The organism is Bradyrhizobium rifense, from assembly GCF_008123425.1.
In the GTDB taxonomy this organism is placed as follows: Bacteria; Pseudomonadota; Alphaproteobacteria; order Rhizobiales; family Xanthobacteraceae; genus Bradyrhizobium; species Bradyrhizobium rifense.
The window spans coordinates 1-20747 of the sequence record NZ_VSSS01000056.1 but is presented as its reverse complement, the minus strand read 5'-3'; the positions used below and the strand labels follow the sequence as shown (position 1 = coordinate 20747).

General features: G+C 65.3%; 19 protein-coding genes. 5 read left to right on the top strand and 14 right to left on the bottom strand.

Annotated elements, in window-relative coordinates; genetic code table 11:
• Positions 1–3: 3 nt before the first annotated feature.
• Both FXB40_RS33250 and FXB40_RS33245 read left to right on the top strand, forming a co-directional pair.
• The gene (locus tag FXB40_RS33250) at positions 4–1686 is read left to right on the top strand and encodes a S8 family serine peptidase (RefSeq protein WP_148776515.1); all 1683 of its coding nucleotides are present in this window, start codon (positions 4–6) and stop codon (positions 1684–1686) included.
• A gap of 481 nt (positions 1687–2167) precedes the next feature.
• Positions 2168–2878 (top strand): TIGR03809 family protein, encoded by a 711-nt coding sequence (locus tag FXB40_RS33245; RefSeq protein ID WP_148776514.1) that lies wholly within the window; start codon positions 2168–2170, stop codon positions 2876–2878.
• 21 nt (positions 2879–2899) lie between these two features.
• On the opposite strand, the gene FXB40_RS33240 is transcribed toward FXB40_RS33245, so the two are convergent.
• The 14 genes from FXB40_RS33240 to FXB40_RS33175 form a co-directional block, all read right to left on the bottom strand.
• Positions 2900–4270 carry a TIGR03808 family TAT-translocated repetitive protein gene (locus FXB40_RS33240; RefSeq protein ID WP_148776513.1) on the bottom strand — a complete coding sequence of 457 codons (1371 nt, stop codon included), beginning with the start codon at positions 4268–4270 and terminating at the stop codon, positions 2900–2902.
• Between the two features lie 212 nt (positions 4271–4482).
• Complete coding sequence (locus FXB40_RS33235; protein WP_148776512.1) at positions 4483–5139, bottom strand: pyroglutamyl-peptidase I; 657 nt, start codon at positions 5137–5139, stop codon at positions 4483–4485.
• Complete coding sequence (gene meaB, locus FXB40_RS33230) at positions 5136–6125, bottom strand: methylmalonyl Co-A mutase-associated GTPase MeaB (RefSeq protein ID WP_148776511.1); 990 nt, start codon at positions 6123–6125, stop codon at positions 5136–5138. The genes FXB40_RS33235 and meaB overlap by 4 nt, the downstream gene beginning before the upstream one ends.
• Before the next feature lie 86 nt (positions 6126–6211).
• A complete protein-coding gene (locus tag FXB40_RS33225; RefSeq protein WP_148776510.1) occupies positions 6212–7198 on the bottom strand; it encodes a tripartite tricarboxylate transporter substrate binding protein in 987 nt (328 codons plus the stop codon).
• A gap of 108 nt (positions 7199–7306) precedes the next feature.
• Positions 7307–8068, bottom strand: a complete 762-nt coding sequence (locus FXB40_RS33220) for an RsiV family protein (protein WP_148776509.1) — start codon at positions 8066–8068, stop codon at positions 7307–7309.
• A gap of 217 nt (positions 8069–8285) precedes the next feature.
• A complete protein-coding gene (scpA, locus tag FXB40_RS33215; RefSeq protein ID WP_148776508.1) occupies positions 8286–10442 on the bottom strand; it encodes a methylmalonyl-CoA mutase in 2157 nt (718 codons plus the stop codon).
• Complete coding sequence (locus FXB40_RS33210; RefSeq protein WP_148776507.1) at positions 10439–10630, bottom strand: hypothetical protein; 192 nt, start codon at positions 10628–10630, stop codon at positions 10439–10441. The genes scpA and FXB40_RS33210 overlap by 4 nt, the downstream gene beginning before the upstream one ends.
• Positions 10631–10654: 24 nt before the next feature.
• Positions 10655–11119, bottom strand: a complete 465-nt coding sequence (locus FXB40_RS33205) for a GFA family protein (protein ID WP_148776506.1) — start codon at positions 11117–11119, stop codon at positions 10655–10657.
• The gene (locus FXB40_RS33200) at positions 11116–12990 is read right to left on the bottom strand and encodes a methylmalonyl-CoA mutase subunit beta (protein WP_148776505.1); all 1875 of its coding nucleotides are present in this window, start codon (positions 12988–12990) and stop codon (positions 11116–11118) included. Before FXB40_RS33200 ends, FXB40_RS33205 begins: the two co-directional genes overlap by 4 nt.
• 81 nt (positions 12991–13071) lie before the next feature.
• A complete protein-coding gene (gene folK / locus FXB40_RS33195; RefSeq protein WP_148776504.1) occupies positions 13072–13563 on the bottom strand; it encodes a 2-amino-4-hydroxy-6-hydroxymethyldihydropteridine diphosphokinase in 492 nt (163 codons plus the stop codon).
• A 1-nt stretch (position 13564) separates the two neighbouring features.
• Positions 13565–13933 carry a dihydroneopterin aldolase gene (folB, locus tag FXB40_RS33190; RefSeq protein ID WP_148776503.1) on the bottom strand — a complete coding sequence of 123 codons (369 nt, stop codon included), beginning with the start codon at positions 13931–13933 and terminating at the stop codon, positions 13565–13567.
• A complete protein-coding gene (folP, locus tag FXB40_RS33185; protein WP_148776502.1) occupies positions 13930–14790 on the bottom strand; it encodes a dihydropteroate synthase in 861 nt (286 codons plus the stop codon). Before folP ends, folB begins: the two co-directional genes overlap by 4 nt.
• Before the next feature lie 268 nt (positions 14791–15058).
• On the bottom strand, positions 15059–15466 hold the full coding sequence (locus FXB40_RS33180; RefSeq protein WP_148776501.1) for a DUF4332 domain-containing protein: 408 nt from the start codon (positions 15464–15466) through the stop codon (positions 15059–15061).
• Positions 15467–15490: 24 nt separating this feature from the next.
• A complete protein-coding gene (locus FXB40_RS33175) occupies positions 15491–15856 on the bottom strand; it encodes a DUF2267 domain-containing protein (protein WP_148776499.1) in 366 nt (121 codons plus the stop codon).
• 341 nt (positions 15857–16197) lie between these two features.
• On the opposite strand from FXB40_RS33175, the gene FXB40_RS33170 reads away from it, so the two are divergent.
• The 3 genes from FXB40_RS33170 to FXB40_RS33160 all read left to right on the top strand — a co-directional run bounded on the left by FXB40_RS33170 (position 16198) and on the right by FXB40_RS33160 (position 20722).
• Positions 16198–17820, top strand: a complete 1623-nt coding sequence (locus tag FXB40_RS33170) for a helicase HerA-like domain-containing protein (protein WP_148776546.1) — start codon at positions 16198–16200, stop codon at positions 17818–17820.
• 141 nt (positions 17821–17961) lie between these two features.
• On the top strand, positions 17962–19290 hold the full coding sequence (locus tag FXB40_RS33165) for a glycosyltransferase family 87 protein (protein ID WP_187437317.1): 1329 nt from the start codon (positions 17962–17964) through the stop codon (positions 19288–19290).
• A 25-nt stretch (positions 19291–19315) separates the two neighbouring features.
• Positions 19316–20722, top strand: a complete 1407-nt coding sequence (locus FXB40_RS33160; protein ID WP_148776495.1) for a M20/M25/M40 family metallo-hydrolase — start codon at positions 19316–19318, stop codon at positions 20720–20722.
• Positions 20723–20747 lie beyond the last annotated feature (25 nt).

The following is a 20747-nucleotide window of genomic DNA, read 5'->3' as shown; positions in this document are numbered from 1 at the left end:
CCAATGACGCGCAAGTCCGAGAGTCAGTTGCGAGCCGGGGCCTATGCTTCGTCGGTCGGAGCCGCGCTCCTGCTCGCCGCCTGCCTTGGCATCGAGGTGGCGCACGCCCAGGCGATCATGCGCACGCCGACCATCAGCGTTCCCTCGCGGACGCCGACCATCAGTCCCAGCATTTCCGCCAGAGTGGTGAGCGTCGATCACGGTCCGCACGTGGTGACGACAGCCCGGATCTCGGCGCGGATGGCGACGAACCCGGTGCTGCCCTATGCGCGCTACTCGCCGAACCTCTATCCGGCATGCACGGCGGCCTATCGCGACGCCGACGGCGAGTGCCTCGCACAGGCGAACGGAGGCGGCGACGGGTCCGGCAAATCGGCCAGGAAGAGCGCCGGCAAGGGGCGGGGCAACAACACACCGGTCGCCATCAATCTGCGCAGCTTCGCCAACGAGTTCGTGGCCGAGATCGACAGTGCGCTGTCGCTGACCGAGGCCGATGAGCTCGCGCGGCGCCACGGTTTGAGGCGCGTCTCTTCGGAAAGCTTCCCGCTGATCGGGGCCACGGTCGGCCTGTTCCGCATCGCCGACGGCCGGCCGTATGAGACGGTGCGGCGCGAATTTGTCGCCGACGGCAGCGTGCGTTCGCTCCAGCCGAACTTCCGCTACGTGCTCCAGGACCAAAAGTCGGCGGTGCCGACCGAAGGCGATCCTGCCCAATATGCGCTGTCGAAGCTGCGCCTGCCGCAGGCCCACACGCTGGCGCACGGCGCCAATGTCACGGTCGCCGTGATCGATTCCGGCATCGACGCCAAGCACCCCGAACTCGCCAACTCCATCGCCGACAATTTCGACGCGCTCGGCAGCAGCGAGGGCCCCCATATCCACGGCACCGGCATTGCAGGGGCCATCGTGGCGCATGCGAAGCTGATGGGCAGCGCGCCGGAAGCGCGCATCATCGCCATTCGCGCCTTCGGCGGCACCACCGGCAGCGCCGAGAGCTCGTCCTACATCATCCTGCGCTCGCTCAACTACGCAGCCGAGCACGGCGCCCAGATCGTCAATATGAGCTTTGCCGGTCCGAAGGACGCGGTGATCGAGCGGGCGATCGCGGCAACTGCCGCGCGCGGCCTGGTGCTGGTCGCGGCCGCCGGCAATGCCGGCGCCAAATCGCCGCCGCTTTATCCGGCCGCCAATCCCAACGTGATTGCGGTCAGTGCGACCGACCAGCAGGACAGACTGTTCACCGCGTCCAACCGCGGCAATTACATCGCGCTGGCCGCACCGGGCGTCGACATCTTCCTGCCGGCGCCGGACGGCAAATACCAGATGACGTCGGGCACCTCGTTCTCGGCGGCCTATGTCTCCGGCGTGGCGGCATTGCTGCTCGAGCGCAACTATTCCCTGAAGCCGGAAGCGCTGCGCATGACGCTGTCGAAGACCGCGCGTGACCTCGGTTCACCCGGGCGTGATGATCTCTTCGGCGACGGCGAGCCCGATGCGTTCGCCGCAGTCATGGCCGTTCCGGTCGACAGCACGACGCCGGTCGCGGCTGCGTCCGGTACAACTAAACGTGAAGATGCCGAGAAGCGTCGCGACGATCCCGGCATCCGCGCAATCGAACAACCTTCGCTGTCGAGCGCGGGCGATAAAGCCACGGTTTCTCAGGCGGATAAGCCGGCGGCGCGATAGCGCCTGCGACAACCTTGCGCGTCGGCCAAAGGTTAAAAAATCGAACGCCGCTTTGAACGTTCAGCCAGCTGCCACGACCAATTTATGTGGGAGCGGTCATCCCTCCCCATCAGTCATATTAGGCGCGAGCGCCCATCCACCCCAAGCGCCCATATGGCTCGACCCGTCCGGTTGTCCCCCCGGACGGGTCTTTTCTTTTTGGGGCGTCCGATTTCTTGAAGCGTGATGCGAGATCAGCTTGCGGTTGAGCCCGCCGGCGCGATCGTCGTGATGGGTCGGCGCCCGCGCGTGACAAGTCCGCTATGCTTGCGTGAAGCTTGACTCGAAAAGCCCTGAAAACTCCGCACGACTACGGACTTTTGTGACGAGGGCCGTGTCGTTGCTGGACAAGTCAAAACTTTTCCACAAAATATTCATGTCGCTCCTAAATTGATTCGTGTGCGTTGCGTCGCGTCCGTATTTTCTCCTGACGGGCTGATTTATGACTCATCGCCACAGCGCGGCTGGAAGCCGCGAGCTTGCAACACGATGGTGCGCTCTCGCCGAACAGCGGCTGGAACATCTGTCCGAAATGTTCGAGACTGGACGCTGGCGCCGCTATCACAGCGAACTCGCATTCCTCGAAAACATCCAGGAAGCCAAGCGCGCGGTCCAGACCTGGCGCGCCCTTGCGAATGGCGCGGACGTCGCCGCGGCCGCCGCGAGCGTGACCTCCGCATTCGGCTGGTCGCCCGCGACCATGCCGCGCGTGTTTCCGCGCGAGCAGGCCCAGACCACGCAGCCCCAGACCTTGCAGCCCCAGACCTTGCAGCCCAAGGCCATGCAGCCCAAGGCCATGCACATCGCGCCCGAGACCGCCGTTCCGGTCGGGCTCGAACCCACGCTGGACGTGCTCGCCGAGATCCTGGAGGCCCCGACTGCACCGGTCGCCCCAATTGCGCCGGTCGCTCCGCCTGCGCGGGTCGCTCCGCCTGCGCGGGTCGCTCCGACGGCGTCGGCGGCTCCGCCTGCACCGGCCGTTCGGATGGCACCGGCCGCTCCGACCGCGCCAGTGGCGTCGATTGCCTCGTTTCTGCAGACCTTCTCACCGCCCGCCGCCGAAATCGTCGCGGCCCCCGAGCGCGTGGTCGAATTCACCTTCAGCCTCGACGGCATCGAGGCGAAGTACCCGCTGCTGCGGAATACGTTCTAACGCGAGGGCTGGGCTTCCCGCCTACTGTCGCACCGCATTGCCGCCGACCACCACCTGCGCGAAGCGTTGGGCGCCGTCCGCTGACAGGTCGGCCGTCACGGCGCGCGCATGGTCCAGGCCGACCACGGCGCCGCGCGGGGTTTCCGAGATCAAGTTGTTGTTGACGAGCGCGGTGCCCGCGCCGGGCACCACGGAGACGCCGACGCCGGCCAGCGCCTTGCGGATCACATTGCCCGAGATCACGACGTCGCGCAGATATTTGCCCCAGCCGGCGACGATGCCGTAGGACGGCGCGTTCTCGATCACATTGCCGGTCACCGAGGTGTCGGCCTCGATATAGATGCCGACGCCGGCATCGTCGTCGGGTGCGGTCCCGATCGGCCGCTTCGGGATCAGGTTGCGGATGATGTTGCCCTGAACCACCGCGATGCGGCCGCCTTCGTTGAAATTGCAGACGGAGACGCCGACGGCGGCGCCATCCACGGTGTTGTTGGCGATCACCGCGGCCTCGAACGCGAACTCGGAATAGAGCGCGACCTCGCGCACGTCGCTGACGCTGTTGCCTGATATGTGGATGTTCGAGGCCGAGTTGCCGCGCACGGCGGAGTAATCGCAATTCTTGATGCGATTGCCGCGCACGATCACGTTGCCGGCGCGGAAGGCGTTGATGGCGTTGCCGTACTGGCCGGAGCCGCCGGGGCCGGCCTTGATATCCTCGATGCGATTGTCAGCGACCAGCGTGCCGTCATCGCCGATCGCGGTGCGCAGGATCTCGATGCCGTTGTCGTTGGTGCCGACGATGGTGTTGCGGGACACGCTGAGGCCCCTGGCATCGAACGAGACCACCGCCGTCACGGCGATGTTGTTAAAAATGTTGCCGGAGATATCGCCCGCGACCTGCTCGAGCCAGATGCCGCTGCCGCCGGAACCGGTGATCTCGCAATCGGTGATGCGGACGTCGCGGCCGCCGAGGACGTGGATCAGTCCGCGCCGCGTCGGCAGCGGAATGCCGCCGCCGTCGAAGGTGAGGCCGGTCAGTCCAATCGAGTCCGATCCGTCGCTCTGGATCGCAGACGCCCCGCCGGTGAAGATAAGCTTTGTCGCGCCGCGCACGCCGATCAGTTGCGCGCCATTTGGCAGCCGCAGCAGTCCGGTTCGGTAGTGTCCGGGCGGAAGCGCAAGCGGCATCTGCGCGCGCGAGGCCTCGTCGATCGCGCGCTGGAGCGCGCGCGTCTGATCCTCGCCGCTTCCGGGCCGCACGCCATATTGGGTCGCATCGCGGCCCAGCAGTGACGTCAGCGGCGCTGCGCGCGCGGCGTCAACGGGCATGGCGAGCGCGCCGGCGATGCCGGCGGTCGAAGCTCCAATGAGATGACGGCGATTGAGGTCCATGACGCGTCCTTCGGCGGACGCGGGGGAGTCCGCGAGAGTTAGGTAGCGCAGAAATGGGGCAGGGCGGATGCGCGGGACACGATTGTTCGCGGTAGGGTTAAATGTTTACGCAGAGACGGTGCGGTAGGGTGGGCAAAGCGCAAGCCTGCCCACCATTCTCGCTGCGAATGCCGATGCATGGTGGGCACGGCGCGAGGGCGCCTTTGCTCACCCTACGAGGCCGGTGTGTTTCGCCGCTTCCTTGCCAAACCCACCATCTCCATCAGCATCGCTTCCCCGGCATCCAGCAATTCGTCCAGCGTGATTCGCGGCGCGCCCTTGCGCCGCACCGCGCCGCTGCGCGCGAGCAGGGGAATGTGGATGAACGCCGCGAGCCCCGGCCCGCCCGCTCTGACGTTCTCGATCGCGCGCCAGCTGAGATAATTGCAGAGATAGGCGCCCGCGTCGCGCGAGGGCCGCGCATCGATGCCGGTGAGCCGCGCGGCGCGCAAGAGCCTTTCCGTATGCGGGCCGAAGGTCATGGCGTCGGCATGGCCGGCGATGCCGCGCTTGCTCGAGCGGGTGTTGGCAGCATCGGGCCAGAGCATGGTGACGGCGTTGCGCGCGCGGCTCTCGATACGGAGGTAGGGCGTGCGCGCGGCGAGGCCGAACATCAGCAGCGCATCCGGCCTCACTTTCGCCAGCACCTCCGGCAATTGCCGGTCGACCGCGGCGTAAGTCACCGGAAAGATATGGCGCGATAGCGCGACATCATCGAGCGCCGGCCGGCGCAGTTGCGCCAGCCGCGCCACCAGCGGCTGGGTCGGATTATGCGGCGCGCCGGGAAACGGGCCGAAGCCGGTGAGGAGAATGCGGAGCTTGTCGCTCATTGCAGCAACTCCAATATCTGCCCGGCGGCGAGCGCCGGCGTAAGGTGACCGTCGGCGACCTCCGCCTCGATCTTCTTCACCTTGGCCCGCACCGATGCCTCGCTGCGCAGCCGCGCCAGCATGCGCTGCTCCAGCATCGACCACATCCATTTCACCTGCTGGTCGCGCCGGCGCGCGGCGAACTCGCCTGACGCGTTCATGGCCGTCCGGTGTTCGAGGATCTTCTGCCAGAGCTCGGCAATGCCGGTGCCGGCCAGTGCCGAATAGGTCACGACCGGCGGGTGCCAATGTTCGGAGCGCGGCGCCAGAATATGCAGCGCGCCGCGATAGTCGGCCGCGGTGATGTTGGCGCGCTTGAGATTGTCGCCGTCGGCCTTGTTGATCGCGATCATGTCGGCGAGCTCGACGAGGCCCTTCTTGATGCCCTGCAGCTCGTCGCCGCCGCCCGGCAGCATCAGCGCGAGGAAGAAATCGGTCATGTCGCAGACCGCGGTCTCGGACTGGCCGATGCCGACGGTCTCGACCAGCACGACGTCGAAGCCGGCGGCCTCGCACAGCAGCATCGCCTCGCGCGTCTTGGCCGCGACGCCGCCGAGCGTGCCTGACGACGGCGAGGGGCGGATGAAGGCATCGTCGGACGCCGACAGCTGCGCCATCCGCGTTTTGTCGCCGAGGATCGAGCCGCCGCTGCGTGCCGAGGACGGATCGACCGCGAGCACCGCGACCTTGTTGCCCTGCTCGATCAGATAGGTCCCGAGCGCATCGATGGTGGTGGATTTGCCGACGCCGGGCGAACCGGTGATGCCGACGCGAACCGCCTTGCCGGTATCGGGCAGGAGCATCTGCACCAGCTCACGCGCCTGCGCCTGATGATCGCCGCGCCGGCTTTCCACCAGCGTGATGGCGCGCGCCAGCGCCGCGCGATGGCCGACCCGGAGGTCGCGGGCGAGGGCGGTGATATCAAGCGAAGTCTTCTTTTCAACCATGCCCTGCTTTACAACGGCGGGCGAAGGCAGGCGAGGGCCCCTCGGTTCGGAGCCTGCGGGTCGGCCGCTCGTGATGCGCGGTCACATCAGGCCTTGGCAAAACCGGCCGCCTTCATCGCCTGACCCATCTGGCTATCCGCCTGGTTCATGAAGGTCTCGAACTGGCCGGCATCGCGCCAGACGGTGCCGAATCCGCGTCCGGTCATGAAGTCCTTGAACGCGGGGGAGTCGTACACCTTCTTCAAGGCGGCGGTCAGCGTGGCGGCGATGTCCGGAGGCAAGCCCTTGGGGCCGCCGATGCCGCGCCATGAGCTGGTGGAAAAATCGACGCCGAGCGTCTCCTTCAGCGTCGGGACGTCGGGGAAGATCGGATTGCGCGCGTGCGCCATGATCGCGAGGCTGCGGGCCTGGCCGGCCTCGATGGTGGCGCGCGCCTCGGGCACCGAGCAGGTGGTGAGATCGAGGCTGCCTGCAACGAGATCCTGCATGGCCGGTGCTGCGCCATTCGACGCCGACCACGCGACCTGGTTGGCCGGCAATCCCATCGCCTGCATCCAACCGACGAGGGCGAGATGCCAGATGCCGCCTTGTCCGGTGCCTGAAGCCTTGAACCGTCCCGGAGGCGCCAGCTTGATGGCGTCCATGAGCTCCTTCACCGTCTTGTATGGCGAGGACGTCGAGACCTGGATGCCCGGCGGGTCTTCGTTCACCAGCGCCAGCGGCGTGAAATTCCGTGGCGTCAGCTGCGTCAGGGCTTGCCAATGCAGCATCGCGATTTCCACGGTCAGCGTGCCGATGGTGTAGCCATCCGGCGCCGCGGCTGCGATCTCGGCATGGCCGACGGCGCCGGATCCGCCGGTGCGGTTGACGACGTTGAATGGCTGGTCGAGCTCCTTCTCCAGCAGCGTCGCGACGATGCGCGCGGTCGCATCCGTGCCGCCGCCCGCGCCCCACGGCACGATCAGGGTCACCGGCCGCGCCGGATAGGCTTGCGCGTGCGCAGGTGAGAGGAGGGCGGACGTGGCGGCAGCCACCGCAGAGGCCGCGAAAATGCGGCGTGTGATTCCTGGCATCAATGATCCCGGCGGCCCTCGGGAATCGGGCTCGTCAATGCAATATGCTACGCGGCTTTGCATGGATGTCGCAAGCGGCCGCCCGACGGCGCCGTGAGCAACAGCAACTTATTGCTGCTCGTCAGCGTCGCCTTTTGGCCGCGCGCCGCCGAAGATGCGCGCGCCCTCCGGCGTGAGATAGGGCTTCAATGTTTCCCACGGAACGAATGCGACATATTGGCCCTCGGCATAGGGGCCGACCGCATAAGGCGGGTAATGGAAGGTGAGGCCGGAGCTCTTGCCTGGTTCGGTCGACGGCGCGAGCGTCGCGGCGCCGATCTTGAGCAGGCTCGGCTCGACGCCCTTGAACCATTCCTCGGTCGCGGTCTCGCTGGTGTCGCGCTTCTTCTTCTCGATTCTGAGCGAGGCGATCACGGCCTTCACCATCGCCTTCATGGTCGCGCCATTGTCGGCGGTCTCGGTGAAGAGGGGGCGGATCGAGATGCGCTTGCTCTCGGACTTGTCCCACAGGATTGTGTTCACATCCGAATTGGGATGGGCGCCATGGGTGTCCATGTAGTCGTCTCGCAGGACGCTGACATAGCGGTCGGCAACCACCGAGCGGATCGAATATTTGCGCTCAAAATCCCAGCCGCCGTCCTTGAAGAATTGCGGATCCTGCTTGCGCGAGCTGGCTGCGTCGGCTGCGTTCTTGTCGAGCCATTTCCTGCCTTCGGCCAGGCAATCCGCCGCGAGTGGCGCGTCGGCCTTGATCCTGTCGTCGAGGAAGATGCGCGCCTCGATGTTCCTGTTCTTGATGACGGCGTCGGGCTTTGCATCGGCGGCGAGGGAGGGGGAGGCAAGGGCGATCGCAGCGACGGCGGAAAGCATCGCGAGCAATCCTGCCCGCACATTTGCATAATGATATGTCACTTCAATATCCGTCAATTTTGCATCCGACCGCCGTCGACGCGTTCGGACATCAGCGTAAGCGTAGTGATCGCAAGATGAACCGACGCAGAACGCGCGGCGCGAACACCGGGACGTGAAGATTGGTCGCAACAGCCCGCCCGCCGGCTTGGTACGGGGAGCCCGAGGGGCGGCGGAGTTACTCCGCCGCCTCGCTATGCCCGAGCCGGGCGTTCAGCTTGCGGATCAGCTCCTCGGCTGCCTCCGCAATGACCGTGCCGGGGGGGAAGATCGCTTCGGCGCCGGCCGCGTAGAGCGCGTCGTAATCCTGCGGCGGCACGACGCCGCCGATGATGATCATGATGTCCTCGCGGCCCTGCTTCTTCAGCGCGGCCTTTAATTCCGGCACGGCGGTGAGGTGGGCGGCGGCGAGCGAGGAGACGCCGAGGATGTGGACGTCGTTCTCGACGGCCTGGCGCGCGGCTTCGTCGGCGGTGGCAAACAGCGGCCCGATATCGACATCGAAGCCAATATCCGCGAAAGCCGAGGCGATCACCTTCTGGCCGCGGTCGTGGCCATCCTGGCCGATCTTGGCGACCAGGATGCGCGGGCGACGACCCTCGGCTTCCTCGAACGCGTCGATCAGCGCCTGAACCTTCTCGACCTGGTTGCCCATGCTGGACGCCTCCCGCTTGTAGACGCCGGTGATGGATTTGATCTCGGCGCGGTGCCGGCCGAACACTTTCTCCATTGCGTCAGAGATTTCGCCAACGGTCGCCTTGGCCCGTGCCGCGTCAATCGCGAGCGCGAGCAGATTGCCGTTGCCTTCGCCGGCCGAGCGCGTCAGTGCTGCGAGCGCGGCATCGACGTCTTTCTGGCTGCGCTCTGATTTCAGCCGCGTCAGCTTGTCGATCTGAAGCCGGCGCACGTTGGTGTTGTCGACCTTGAGGATGTCGATGGCGGCCTCGTCTGATGGCTTGTACTTGTTGACACCGATCACCGCCTGCTTGCCGGCATCGATGCGCGCCTGGGTCTTGGCCGAGGCTTCCTCGATGCGTAATTTCGGCACGCCGGCTTCGATGGCCTTGGCCATGCCGCCGAGCTCCTCGACCTCCTGGATATGGCTCCAGGCTTTCGCGGCGAGGTCGCGCGTGAGCCGCTCGACATAGTAGGAGCCGCCCCAGGGATCGATGATGCGGGTGGTGCCGCTCTCCTGCTGCAGGAACAGCTGGGTGTTGCGGGCGATGCGTGCCGAGAAATCGGTCGGCAGCGCCAGCGCTTCATCGAGCGCGTTGGTGTGCAGTGATTGTGTGTGGCCTTGGGTCGCCGCCATCGCCTCGACCGTCGTGCGCATCACATTGTTGAAGACATCCTGCGCGGTCAGCGACCAGCCCGAGGTTTGGCTATGCGTGCGCAGCGACAGCGAGCGCGGGTCCTTCGGGTTGAACGGCTTGAGCAGTTTCGCCCACAGCAGCCGCGCGGCGCGCAGCTTGGCGACTTCCATGAAGAAGTTCATGCCGATCGCCCAGAAGAACGACAGGCGCGGCGCGAAGCGGTCGACATCCAGGCCTGCGGCAAGTCCGGCGCGTAAGTATTCGACGCCGTCTGCGAGCGTATAGGCGAGCTCGAGGTCCTGCGTCGCACCCGCCTCCTGCATGTGATAGCCGGAGATCGAGATCGAATTGTACTTGGGCATCTTCTGCGAGGTGTAAGCGAAGATATCCGAGATGATCCGCATCGAGGGCGCAGGCGGATAAATGTATGTGTTGCGCACCATGAACTCTTTCAGAATGTCGTTCTGAATGGTGCCCGACAGCTTTTCCGGCGCGACGCCCTGTTCGCCGGCGGCGGCGACGTACAGCGCGAGGATCGGCAGCACCGCGCCGTTCATCGTCATGGACACGCTCATCTGGTCGAGCGGAATGCCGGCAAACAGCGTGCGCATGTCGTAGATGGAATCGATGGCCACACCGGCCATGCCGACATCGCCGCCGACACGCGGATGATCAGAGTCATAGCCGCGATGGGTGGCGAGATCGAACGCGACCGAGAGGCCCTTCTGTCCGGCCGCCAGATTGCGGCGGTAGAACGCGTTGGAATCCTCCGCCGTGGAGAAGCCGGCATATTGCCGCACCGTCCAGGGCTGGTTGACATACATGGTCGGGTAGGGGCCGCGCAGGAACGGCGCGATGCCCGGATAGGTCTCGAGGAAATCCAGCCCGGCTAGATCAGCCTCGCTATAAGCGGGCTTTACGAGAATGCCCTCCGGCGTCAGCCACGGCTCCGCGCTGCCGGTCGGTGCGGTGGTCGCTGTCCGCTCGAAAGCGACATCGGCGAAATTGGGAATGCGGCTCATTCCTTGGATTCCTCAAACCTGCGGTGATGCTCGATCAGCCTCTGCAAATTCTTCTTGTAAGCGGGATCATCCGACCGGTTCTCAGTCATCACACCGGTCCCGCTCCACAGAAGCCGGGCGAGCAGCTTCCCGACGTTCGCCTTCCACTCTATCAAGCCCAGCAGTGTTTCTCCCAGCGCCTGAAGCATGGCATAGCCTATCACGGGTTGACTTCAATCATGGTCCGGATGCTGATGGCTGACGATGGTCGCCATCTTCTCCGGTCCGTAATTCTGCTGCGTGGTCTGGCTCGGCAGGTTGGCGACGCCGACCACCCAGCCGAGGCGGGACTCGGTTCCGTACTGACGCGTCGGCACGATCCGGTCCGGACGGTCGAATGCGCCGGTCATGATCTCGATGCGCGGACCGTCGATGCGGCGGAAGCTCAGCGGCGTGCCGCAGGCAGCGCAAAAGTCGCGCATCGCGATCGTGGAGGATTGGAACGAGGCTGGCGTTCCCTTGGTCCAGGCAAAGTCCGTCTTCTCGATGTCGGCGAATGAGGCGAACGGCGCGCCGCTCGCCTTCTGGCACATCCGGCAATGGCAGATCGACACCTTGTTCGGGGCCGCCGAAATCGCAAAGCGGATCGCGCCGCATTGGCAGCCGCCGGTGAAAACGGGTTTGCTGACGTCGGTCATGCCTGCTCCATCCGCAAATAAGCGTCTTGCAACGTGGCGAGTGCATCACCGCCGGCGAACACAAAGCCGGTGACACCAGCGGTGCGCAGGGCCGCCTCGGCCTCAGCCGGACGGCCTGCCAGATAGATATGTCGTGCGCCCGCCGTTTGCAGGGCCCTTGCCGCGGCCTCGGCGTGTTCCGCATAGACCTTGTCGCTGGAACAAAGGCAGGCGAGCGCGGCGCCGGAGGCCTTGAAGGCGGCAGCGAGCTTGACCGGATCGGCAAAACCCTCGCTGTCGACAGCCAAAATGCCGCCGGCCTCGAAGAAGCTTTTTGCGAATGTCGCGCGGGCGGTGAAATCGGCGGGCGTGCCGAGATTGGCCAGGAACACGCTTGGCCGTGTTCCGCGCGCCTTCAACGCCGCATCGGATTTGTCGCGCAGCGCCTCGAACGGCGCGGCGAGGCGCATCGGCACCAGCGCATCGAACTTGCATTTCGGCTCGCCCGCGGGCGGCAGCGTGGTCGGCTTCACGTCGAGCACGGTGGCGTCGGCCTCGCGCAGATTGGGAAACTCGCTGGCGCCGGTCAGCACGTCGCGGCGCTTTGCGATGTTGGCCTCGCGTGCCTTCCGCGTCGCTGCGACCTTGCTCTGGAACAGGCCCTGTTCAAGCGCGGCGAAGGCGCCGCCGGCTTTCTCGGCCTCCTGGAACAGCGCCCATGCCGTCGTGCTCAGTTCCGACGTCAACGTCTCGATGCCGCCGGATCCCGCCGCGGGATCGCTGACCTTTGCGAGGTTGCTCTCGTCCAGCAGCAGGAGCTGCGTGTTGCGCGCAACACGCCGTGCAAAGGGATCAGGCAGCCCGCGCGCCAGCGTGTGCGGCAGCACGGTGATCGCGTTGGCGCCGGCAAGCCCGGCTGCGAAGGTCGCGATGGTTGCGCGCAGCATGTTCACATAGGGGTCGCGTTGCGTCAGCATCCGCCAGGCGGTCTCTGCCGCGATCAAGGCCGGCCGAGGCGCGAGGCCGCAGGCCTGCTCGATGCGGGCCCAGAGCTGCCGCAATGCGCGGAACTTGGCCATGGTCAGGAACTGGTCGGCGTCGGCGCAGAGCCGGAATGACACCGCTTGTCGCGCGACATCGAGATCGATGCCGCCGCGCTCGAGCATGCGCAGATAGGCGATACCGAGCGACAGCACGAATGCCAGCTCCTGGGCCTCGGAACCGCCGGCGTCGTGAACGGGGCGGCCGTCGGCGAGCACGAACGGACCTTTGAAGCCACGCCCGATCAGGCCCGACACGATGCGCGCGAAGGGCGCTTCGTACTCCGACCATGGCGCGAGCGCGGCGCCGCGCACGGCGAACGTGCTCAGGGCCTGGTAGTTGAAGCGCACGTCGATCCTGGCGGGATCGAGCTTTTTGGCCTCGACCATATCGGCGAACAGCGTCCCGGCGTCCTGCCGGCCGGCCACCGGGTTGAGCGAGATCGCGACGCCGGCATCGAGGAACACGCCATCGAACAGCCGCGCCAGCGTTGCCGGATCGGCGTCGATGACACCGAAGCCGCGTGCACCGGGACCCCCGGCGAACTCGATCTCGAGGCCGGTTGCCCCGTTCTCCAGATCCTGCAAGCCTTGCGCATTCGCCGCCGCCGCATCGGGATGATCGACCCGCTGCATGATCAGCCATGGTGTAGCGGCCGCTCGCCCCGTCACCAGCGCAGCGCCCTTGGCGCGCGGATAGAGCGGCTCGATCCTCACGCCGTCATAGGTCTTGCCGACCAGCTTCTCGAACGGCGCGCCCTTCAGCACACCGTCGACCAGCTTGCGCCAGTCCGTGTCCGTCGCCTTGGGAAAATCGGCCGCCAGCGGCAGATTGTCAGTCACGGAGGTCATACGGCCTAGGGCTCCCAAACGTCTTGTTATTCGCAGGCGAAATTGCCACGGCCGGCCCTCCCTGCAAACGGTTGTTTTTGGTTAACCGGTATCCGAAAGCCGCTCAATGCCTTGCGTCGAGACGCTGGCGAGGCCGTCACGCACACGGATGCCCGAGATCACGCGGTCGGGCGCGATTTCGGCCAGCGGCACCAGCACGAAGGCGCGCTCGAACAGCCGCGGATGCGGCAGTATCAAATCGGATACTTGCAGGCTGACATCGCCATAGGCGATCATGTCGAGATCGAGCGTGCGGGGACCCCAGCGCCGGTCCTTGTCGCGCGTGCGGCCGAATTTCTGCTCGACTTTCTGCATCACGAACAACAGCGCGTGCGGATCGAGGTCGGTCTCGATCTCGACGCAGGCATTGATGAAGGGATCCTGGTCCTCGTCGCCCCAGGGCGGCGTGGTGTAGTCCGACGAACGCGCGATCACCGCGGCTTGCGCCATGCCGCAGACATGGGCGATCGCCTTGCGGAATGTCGCGCGGACATCGCCGACATTGCCGCCGAGTGCGATCAGCACGCTCGCCATGTCAGGGGTGCCGCGAGCGGGTCAGCATGATGCCGACATCGTCGAAGATCGCGGCGATCGGCGCATGCGGCTTGTGCACGGTGATCTTTACGGCGCGGATGCGCGGAAAGTGCGACAGGATCGCGTCGGCGACTGCACCCGCCGCGCGCTCCAGCAGCTTGTAATTGGTGGTCTTGAATGCCGCCGTCGTGGTCGCCACCACGTCGGCATAAGAGACAGTATCGGCGAGGCGGTCGCTGCGCGAGGGCTCCGACAGATCGGTGTAGAGCTCGAGGTCGATGACGAAGCGCTGGCCGACTTCGGTTTCGTGATCCATCACGCCGTGGCGCGCATGGATCGACAGGCCGGTGACGAAGATCGTATCGGTCATTGCTTGCTCTCGATTGCATTGGCGACCCGCAGGGCCTGCAAGGTCTCGGCGACGTCATGGGTCCGGATGATTTTCGCGCCCTTCTGCGCGGCGATCAGATGCGCGGCGATCGAGCCGGCGAGCCGCTCCTTCGGCTCCGACGGCGACACCGAGGCGATGAAACGCTTGCGCGAGGCGCCGACCAGCACAGGCAGGCCGAACATGTCGAGCTCACCCAGTCGCGCCAGCGCGATCATGCTCTGCTCGGCGGTCTTGCCGAAGCCGATGCCGGGATCCAGCACGATCTTGTCGCGCGCGATGCCGGCTTTCGCGGCGATGTCGAGCGAGCGCAGGAAGAACGACTTCATGTCAGCGACGATGTCGATGGTGGAATCCACGCTGTCGCGGTTGTGCATGACGATGACGGGGACGCCCCTTGCAGCGACCACCGGCGCCATATCGGCGTCGCGCTGCAGCCCCCAGACGTCATTGGCGATGGCCACGCCCTGGTCGAGTGCGAAGGCCACGACCTCCGCCTTCATGCTGTCGATCGAGACGGGGACGCCGAGCGCGACGATGCCTGATAGCACCGGCTTCAAGCGGGCCAGCTCGTCCGCCGCGGTCACCGGCTGGGCACCCTTGTAGGGCCGGGTGGACTCGGCACCGATATCGATGATGTCGACGCCGGCCTCGATCATCGCCCGCGCCCGTGCCAGCGCCTGGTCCGGTGCGATGAAATCGCCGCCGTCGGAGAAGGAATCCGGCGTCACGTTGAGCACGCCCATCACCGCCGGCAGAGGCCGTTCCAGCAGTGTCCGCAGCGCATCTAGCCCGGCCGAGCCGGCCGGCGGGACGGATGGGGAGGGCGAGGCATTCATGCGCGTGGCTTTGCGCGGTCGGGGAGGGGGAGTCAAGACGGGATTGGCGGCATTGCGAGCTCAGTCTGAGACCGTCACCCTGAGGCGCTCGCCTCTTCGGCGAGCCTCGAAGGGCGACGCCCGGCTCTCTCCGTGCGGATGCGGCGGTGGCCGTGCATCCTTCGAGGCTCTTCATGGGACGCGTTGCGTCCCGTGCTTCGCACCTCCAGCGACAACCGCTTCGCGGTTGCGCGGGGATGATGGGGCGAAGATCAAGACGGAGTTGCTATCAATACGTAATCTTCGGCGACAGCTTCCTGGCCTTGGCGATGATATCGCCGACCGACTTCTCCGACGGCAGGATGCGGACGAGCTTCCTGCGATCGTTGGCCTCGCGCATGCTCTGCGCCAATCTTGCCGGATTCCGATAAGCGAGCTCGCGCACGGTGGTGACGCCGGCGGCGCGGACCAGGCCGACCTTGGCCCGGCCCATGCCGGGAATGCGCATGTAGTCGGAGACGTTGGCCCACTCCAAGAGCTGCTGCTCGCTGATGCCGGTCTTGGCCGAGAGCGCCTTGCGGCCCTTGGCGGTGCTCGCGGCTTCCAGCAGCGCATCGGTGGTGCGGATTCCCTGCGCCTTCAACTTGTTGGCGGCAAAGGCTGGCAGGCCCTCAATCTCGGAGATCGGATATGTCATGATACTCAATATGAAATGCGTCGCTCAGGCGAACTGGCTGAGGCCCGGCGTGCCCGCGATAATCTTGCCCATCTGATCCGCTCCGATTTTGTCTCGGCCGTAGCGGAAAAGTTCACGGGCAATGGTCTGGATGTCGGACATGCCAAGACCAAGGCCCATCAGGCGCGTGCCGACGGCCATCAGGCCGCCGCCCATCAGCCGCGACAGTCCGCCGCCGCTCTTGGACGCTTCGATCGCCCCTTCTGCACCAGGGATATGGTCGATCAGGGCCTGCACGCTGTCGGAAGGACCTTCACTGCGGAGGAATCCCAGGATAATGCCGACGGTCTTTTCAGCGACAGCACTATCTATGCTGGCGTTTGTCGCCAGCCGTCCGATCAGCTCGTCCATATGGCCTGCCCCTCAGCCGGTTCACATGCCGGAGATTATTTTCGAAAAATGATCTTGAGCCGGTGCGATGTGAAATACAAGCGATGAACGCACGCAAGTTCCGATTCATTCGCGATGACGCGAAAAGTGTTGCAGCGATGCAAGAGCGGAGAAGGAATTCTTGAAAAATTGCCGCGGTGCGAATGTACGCTTCCGACTTTCGGCGCATGCCGCGTGCGCTTTCTCCGACAATGTCGCATGTCGGTGCCGCCTTGAACGGTTTCAATCGGCTTGCGACATGCGTTAAACTACGGAACTGTGGGCTCGAGTTTCAATACGCGAAACCAACGATAGAGAGAATGATGACGGCGCAGGACAACAAGCTCGGCGATACCGACGACAAGATCTTCGTCGGCAAGGGAGACGAGCAGGCCTGGCTGACGCTGGCGCTCGCCAATCGCCATGGCCTCGTCACCGGCGCGACCGGAACGGGCAAGACGGTCACGCTGCAGGTGATGGCGGAAGGATTTGCGCGGGCCGGTGTTCCGGTGTTCGCCGCCGACATCAAGGGCGACCTCTCTGGCATCTCCGAGGTCGGGGAGGCAAAGGACTTCATCGTCAAGCGCGCCACCGAGATGGGGCTGACGTTCCAGCCCGACCAGTTCTCGACGGTTTTCTGGGATGTGTTCGGCGAGCAGGGCCATCCGGTGCGGGCCACCATCACCGAGATGGGGCCGCTGCTGCTGGCGCGCATGCTCGATCTCAACGACGTGCAGGAGGGCGTGCTCAACGTCGCCTTCCGCGTTGCCGACGACAACGGTCTCGCTCTGATCGACATGAAGGATCTGCGGGCATTGCTCGACGCGATCGTGCCTGACAGCGGCAAGAAGGGACCGGACGCGGACGACGATCCGCTCGGGCCGATCCGGAAAGCGGCGCAAGGGTTCGGCAACGTCACCAAAGCCACCGTCGGCACCATCCAGCGCCAGCTCCTGGTGCTGGAGAACCAGGGCGCCACCAAATTCTTCGGCGAGCCGGCCCTGACCCTGAAGGACTTCATGAAGACCGACCGCGACGGCCGCGGCATGGTCAACATCCTCGTTGCCGACAAGCTGATGCAGAGCCCGCGGCTTTACGCGACGTTCCTGCTGTGGATGCTGTCAGAACTGTTCGAGGAATTGCCCGAGGTCGGCGACCTTCCCAAGCCCAAGCTGGTGTTCTTCTTCGACGAGGCGCATCTGTTGTTCAACGACGCGCCGAAGGCGCTGATGGACAAGATCGAGCAGGTGGTCCGCCTGATCCGCTCCAAGGGGGTCGGCGTCTATTTCGTCACGCAAAACCCGATCGACGTGCCCGATCGCGTGCTCGGGCAAATGGGCAACCGGGTGCAGCATGCGTTGCGCGCCTTCACGCCGCGCGACCAGAAGGCGGTCGCCGCCGCGGCCCAGACCTTTCGGCCCAACCCGAAGCTCGACACCGCCAAGGTGATCATGGAGCTCGGCAAGGGCGAGGCGCTGGTGTCGTTTCTCGAAGGCAATGGCACGCCTGCAATGGTCGAGCGCGTGCTGATCCGCCCGCCGTCGGCCCGCATCGGGCCGATCAGCCCGGAGGAGCGCAAGGCGATCATGGATGCGAGCCCGGTGAAGGGCAAATACGACACCGCGATCGATTCCGAGTCCGCCTATGAGATCCTGCAGAAGCGCATCGCCGGCACCGCGGCGCCGGCCGATGGCCAGGCGGGTGCAGGCGGTGGCGGCATCCTCGGCCAGATCGGCTCGATCGTCGGCACCATCTTCGGCACCAACACCGGACGTAACCGGCTGACGACGGGACAGCGCATCGCGCGCGACGTCACGCGCACGGTCACCGGCAAGGTGGTCGGCGGCGTCGTTGCCGATCTCGGCAAATCGGTCGGCGGCCAGCTCGGCGGTTCGGTCGGTCGCGCGCTGGTCCGCGGTGCGCTCGGCGGGTTGCTGCGAAGGTAGGCAGACTGCCCGGTTGCGGGCCAGTGGTCCGCCACGGTGGCGCGGGAATCGGCGTCTTTGCAAGGCACAAATTCGGGTGAGGGGGACTCTCCAAGCGTCCGTCGGTCTGCTACGTGCTATTTGTTTCCGACAGGACATCATGTGACTCTATCGAATCCATCAGATAAACCCGGCGCGTTCCGAACTCTCTCACTACGCGCGCCGCTCGACCTGCTCTTCCTGGTCTGCTGCCTGATCCTGACCGCGGATGTCCTCGGTCCGGAGATCTTCGGCCGCGGCAAGACCAAGGACTACTCGCTGTGGTACTGGGCCGGGCAGCAGGTGCTGCATGGCGGCCCGCTCTATCCCAGCGATATGGATCGCCCGTTCGAGTTCATCTATCCGCCGCTGCCGGCAATCCTGCTGGCGATCCCGAGCTGGTTCGGCAAGATCCCGCTCTACGTTGTGCTGTCGATCGTGAACGTGGTGGCGTGGTGGTCCACGGGCGTTCTCTCCAATGCCATGACCGGCGCGGACCGCCAGCCCGGCCCGTGGCTCGAAGCGCTGCCGGCGATCGCCACCGTGACCTTCGTGTTCGACATGTTCGATCTCGGTCAGCCGAACCTCGTTCTGCTGGCGATGATGCTCTACGGCTTCTGGAGCCTGCAGCATCGGCGGTCCTGGTTGGCAGGCTTCATGTTCGCGCTCGCCACCGCCATCAAGGTGTTTCCAATCGCCGTGCTGCCTTATCTGGTTTGGCGGAGGCAGTGGGCGGCCGTCGTCAGCATGATCGGCTTCATCGGCGTTCTGCTCTACGTGGTGCCGGCGCCGATCCGTGGCTTCGAGCGCAACGCGGCCGAGCTCAAAACCTGGTACCAGGGCATGGTCGGCTCGAGTTCGGAAAAGGGCTTTGGCCAGCGCGACGAGCAGAACTGGTCGTGGGTCAACCAGTCCATCATCGCGGTGACGCACCGGCTGGTCCGGCCGATCAACTACAATCTGGAAGATCCCAGCAAGCCGGTGCGCACGATGAATATCATCGACGTCGATTACAAGACGGCGAACTGGATCGTGCTCGCGGTATCGGTGTTGCTCGGGCTCGGCTTTGTCGCGGTCATGCCGCGGCAAGCGCAGCGAACGGCGCGATCGGACGCCGAGGAGCTCGGCATCCTGTTCTGCCTGATGACGGTCGCCTCGCCGTTGGCGCGACAATATTACTTCATGTGGCTGTTCCTGCCGTTCACGGTGCTGATGCATCGGGCCGCCTTCGACCTGCGGCCGAATGTGCGGCTGGGAACCTGGCTCGCGCTTGCCGCTGTCGGCATTCTCATGCTGCTGTCGCTGCCGCCGTTCCCCAACACCATCCAGGCCTGGGGCAACAACCTCGTCGCCACGGCGGTCCTCGCCGTTACGCTCGCCTGGCACATCCGGCATCCGCCGGTTGCTGCTAGCTCCAAGGCCGCGGCAGGGCTAAAACCACGACCATCTTGAGCCTCGAAAAGTGGGACATCCGACCATGGCCAATGCGCAGCTTCAATCCGTGCTCGACCACATCGACAAGGACTTCGATAACAGCCTCGAGCGCCTGTTCTCGCTGTTGCGGATCAAGTCGATTTCCGCGGATCCGGCCTATGCCGGGGATTGCAAGGCGGCGGCCGAGCATCTGGCCAAGGACATCGCGAGCATCGGCGTGGCGACCGAGGTCAGGCCGACCGCCGGCCATCCTGCCGTCGTCGGCAAGGCCAAGACGGACGACAAGACGGGCGGACGGCCGCACGTGATCTTCTACGGCCATTACGACGTGCAGCCGGTCGATCCACTCGAGCTCTGGCACCGTCCGCCGTTCGAGCCCGCCGTCGTCGATCATGCCGATGGCCGCAAAATCATCGTCGCGCGCGGCGCCGAGGACGACAAGGGCCAGGTGATGACCTTCGTCGAAGCCTGCCGCGCCTGGAAGAAAGTCACGGGCTCGCTGCCGGTCGACGTCACCTTCCTGATCGAAGGCGAGGAGGAAGTCGGCTCCAAGAACTTCGTGCCGTTCGTCGAGGCTAACAAGGACGAGTTCAAGGCCGATTACGTGCTGGTCTGCGACACCGGCATGTGGGACCCGGAGACGCCGGCGATCACGACGGCGCTGCGCGGCCTGGTCTATGAAGAGGTGAAGATCACCGCCGCCAGCCGCGATCTGCATTCCGGCGTGTTCGGCGGCACGGCGATGAACCCGATCCGGGTGCTGACCAAAATTCTCGGCGGCTTGTTCGACGACGACAACCACATCACCATTCCGGGCTTCTATGACGGCGTGAAGGACACGCCGCCGGAGATCCTGGAGCAGTGGAAGAAGCTCAACTTCACGCCGGACTCGTTTCTCAAGCCGGTCGGTCTGTCGATCCCGGCCGGCGAAAAGGGGCGGCTGATGGTCGAGCAGGCCTCCACGCGTCCGACCTGCGACGTCAACGGCATCTGGGGCGGCTATATCGGCGAGGGCTCCAAGACGGTGATCCCGTCGCATGCCTCGGCAAAAGTCTCGTTCCGGCTGGTCCAAGGGCAGGACCCCCAGAAGATCCGCAAGGCCTTCCGCGACTACGTGACCGCCCGGATTCCGGGCGACTGCAAGGTCGCGTTCGGCGACCATTCCTCAGCACCCGCCGTTGCGCTCGACTGGAACATGAAGCCGCTTGCAGCGGCGAGGCAAGCGCTGACCGAGGAATGGGGCAAGGAGACCGTGCTGATGGGCTCCGGCGCCTCGATCCCGATCGTCGCCGATTTCAAGCGCGCGCTTGGGCTGGATTCACTGCTCGTCGGCTTCGGCCTGGACGACGATAACATCCACTCGCCGAACGAGAAGTACGATCTGCGCAGCTTCCAGAAGGGCATCCGCTCCTGGGCGCGGATCCTCGCGGCGCTGGCGGACGTGAAGTAAGCACCGGTGCCGTAGCAACCATTAA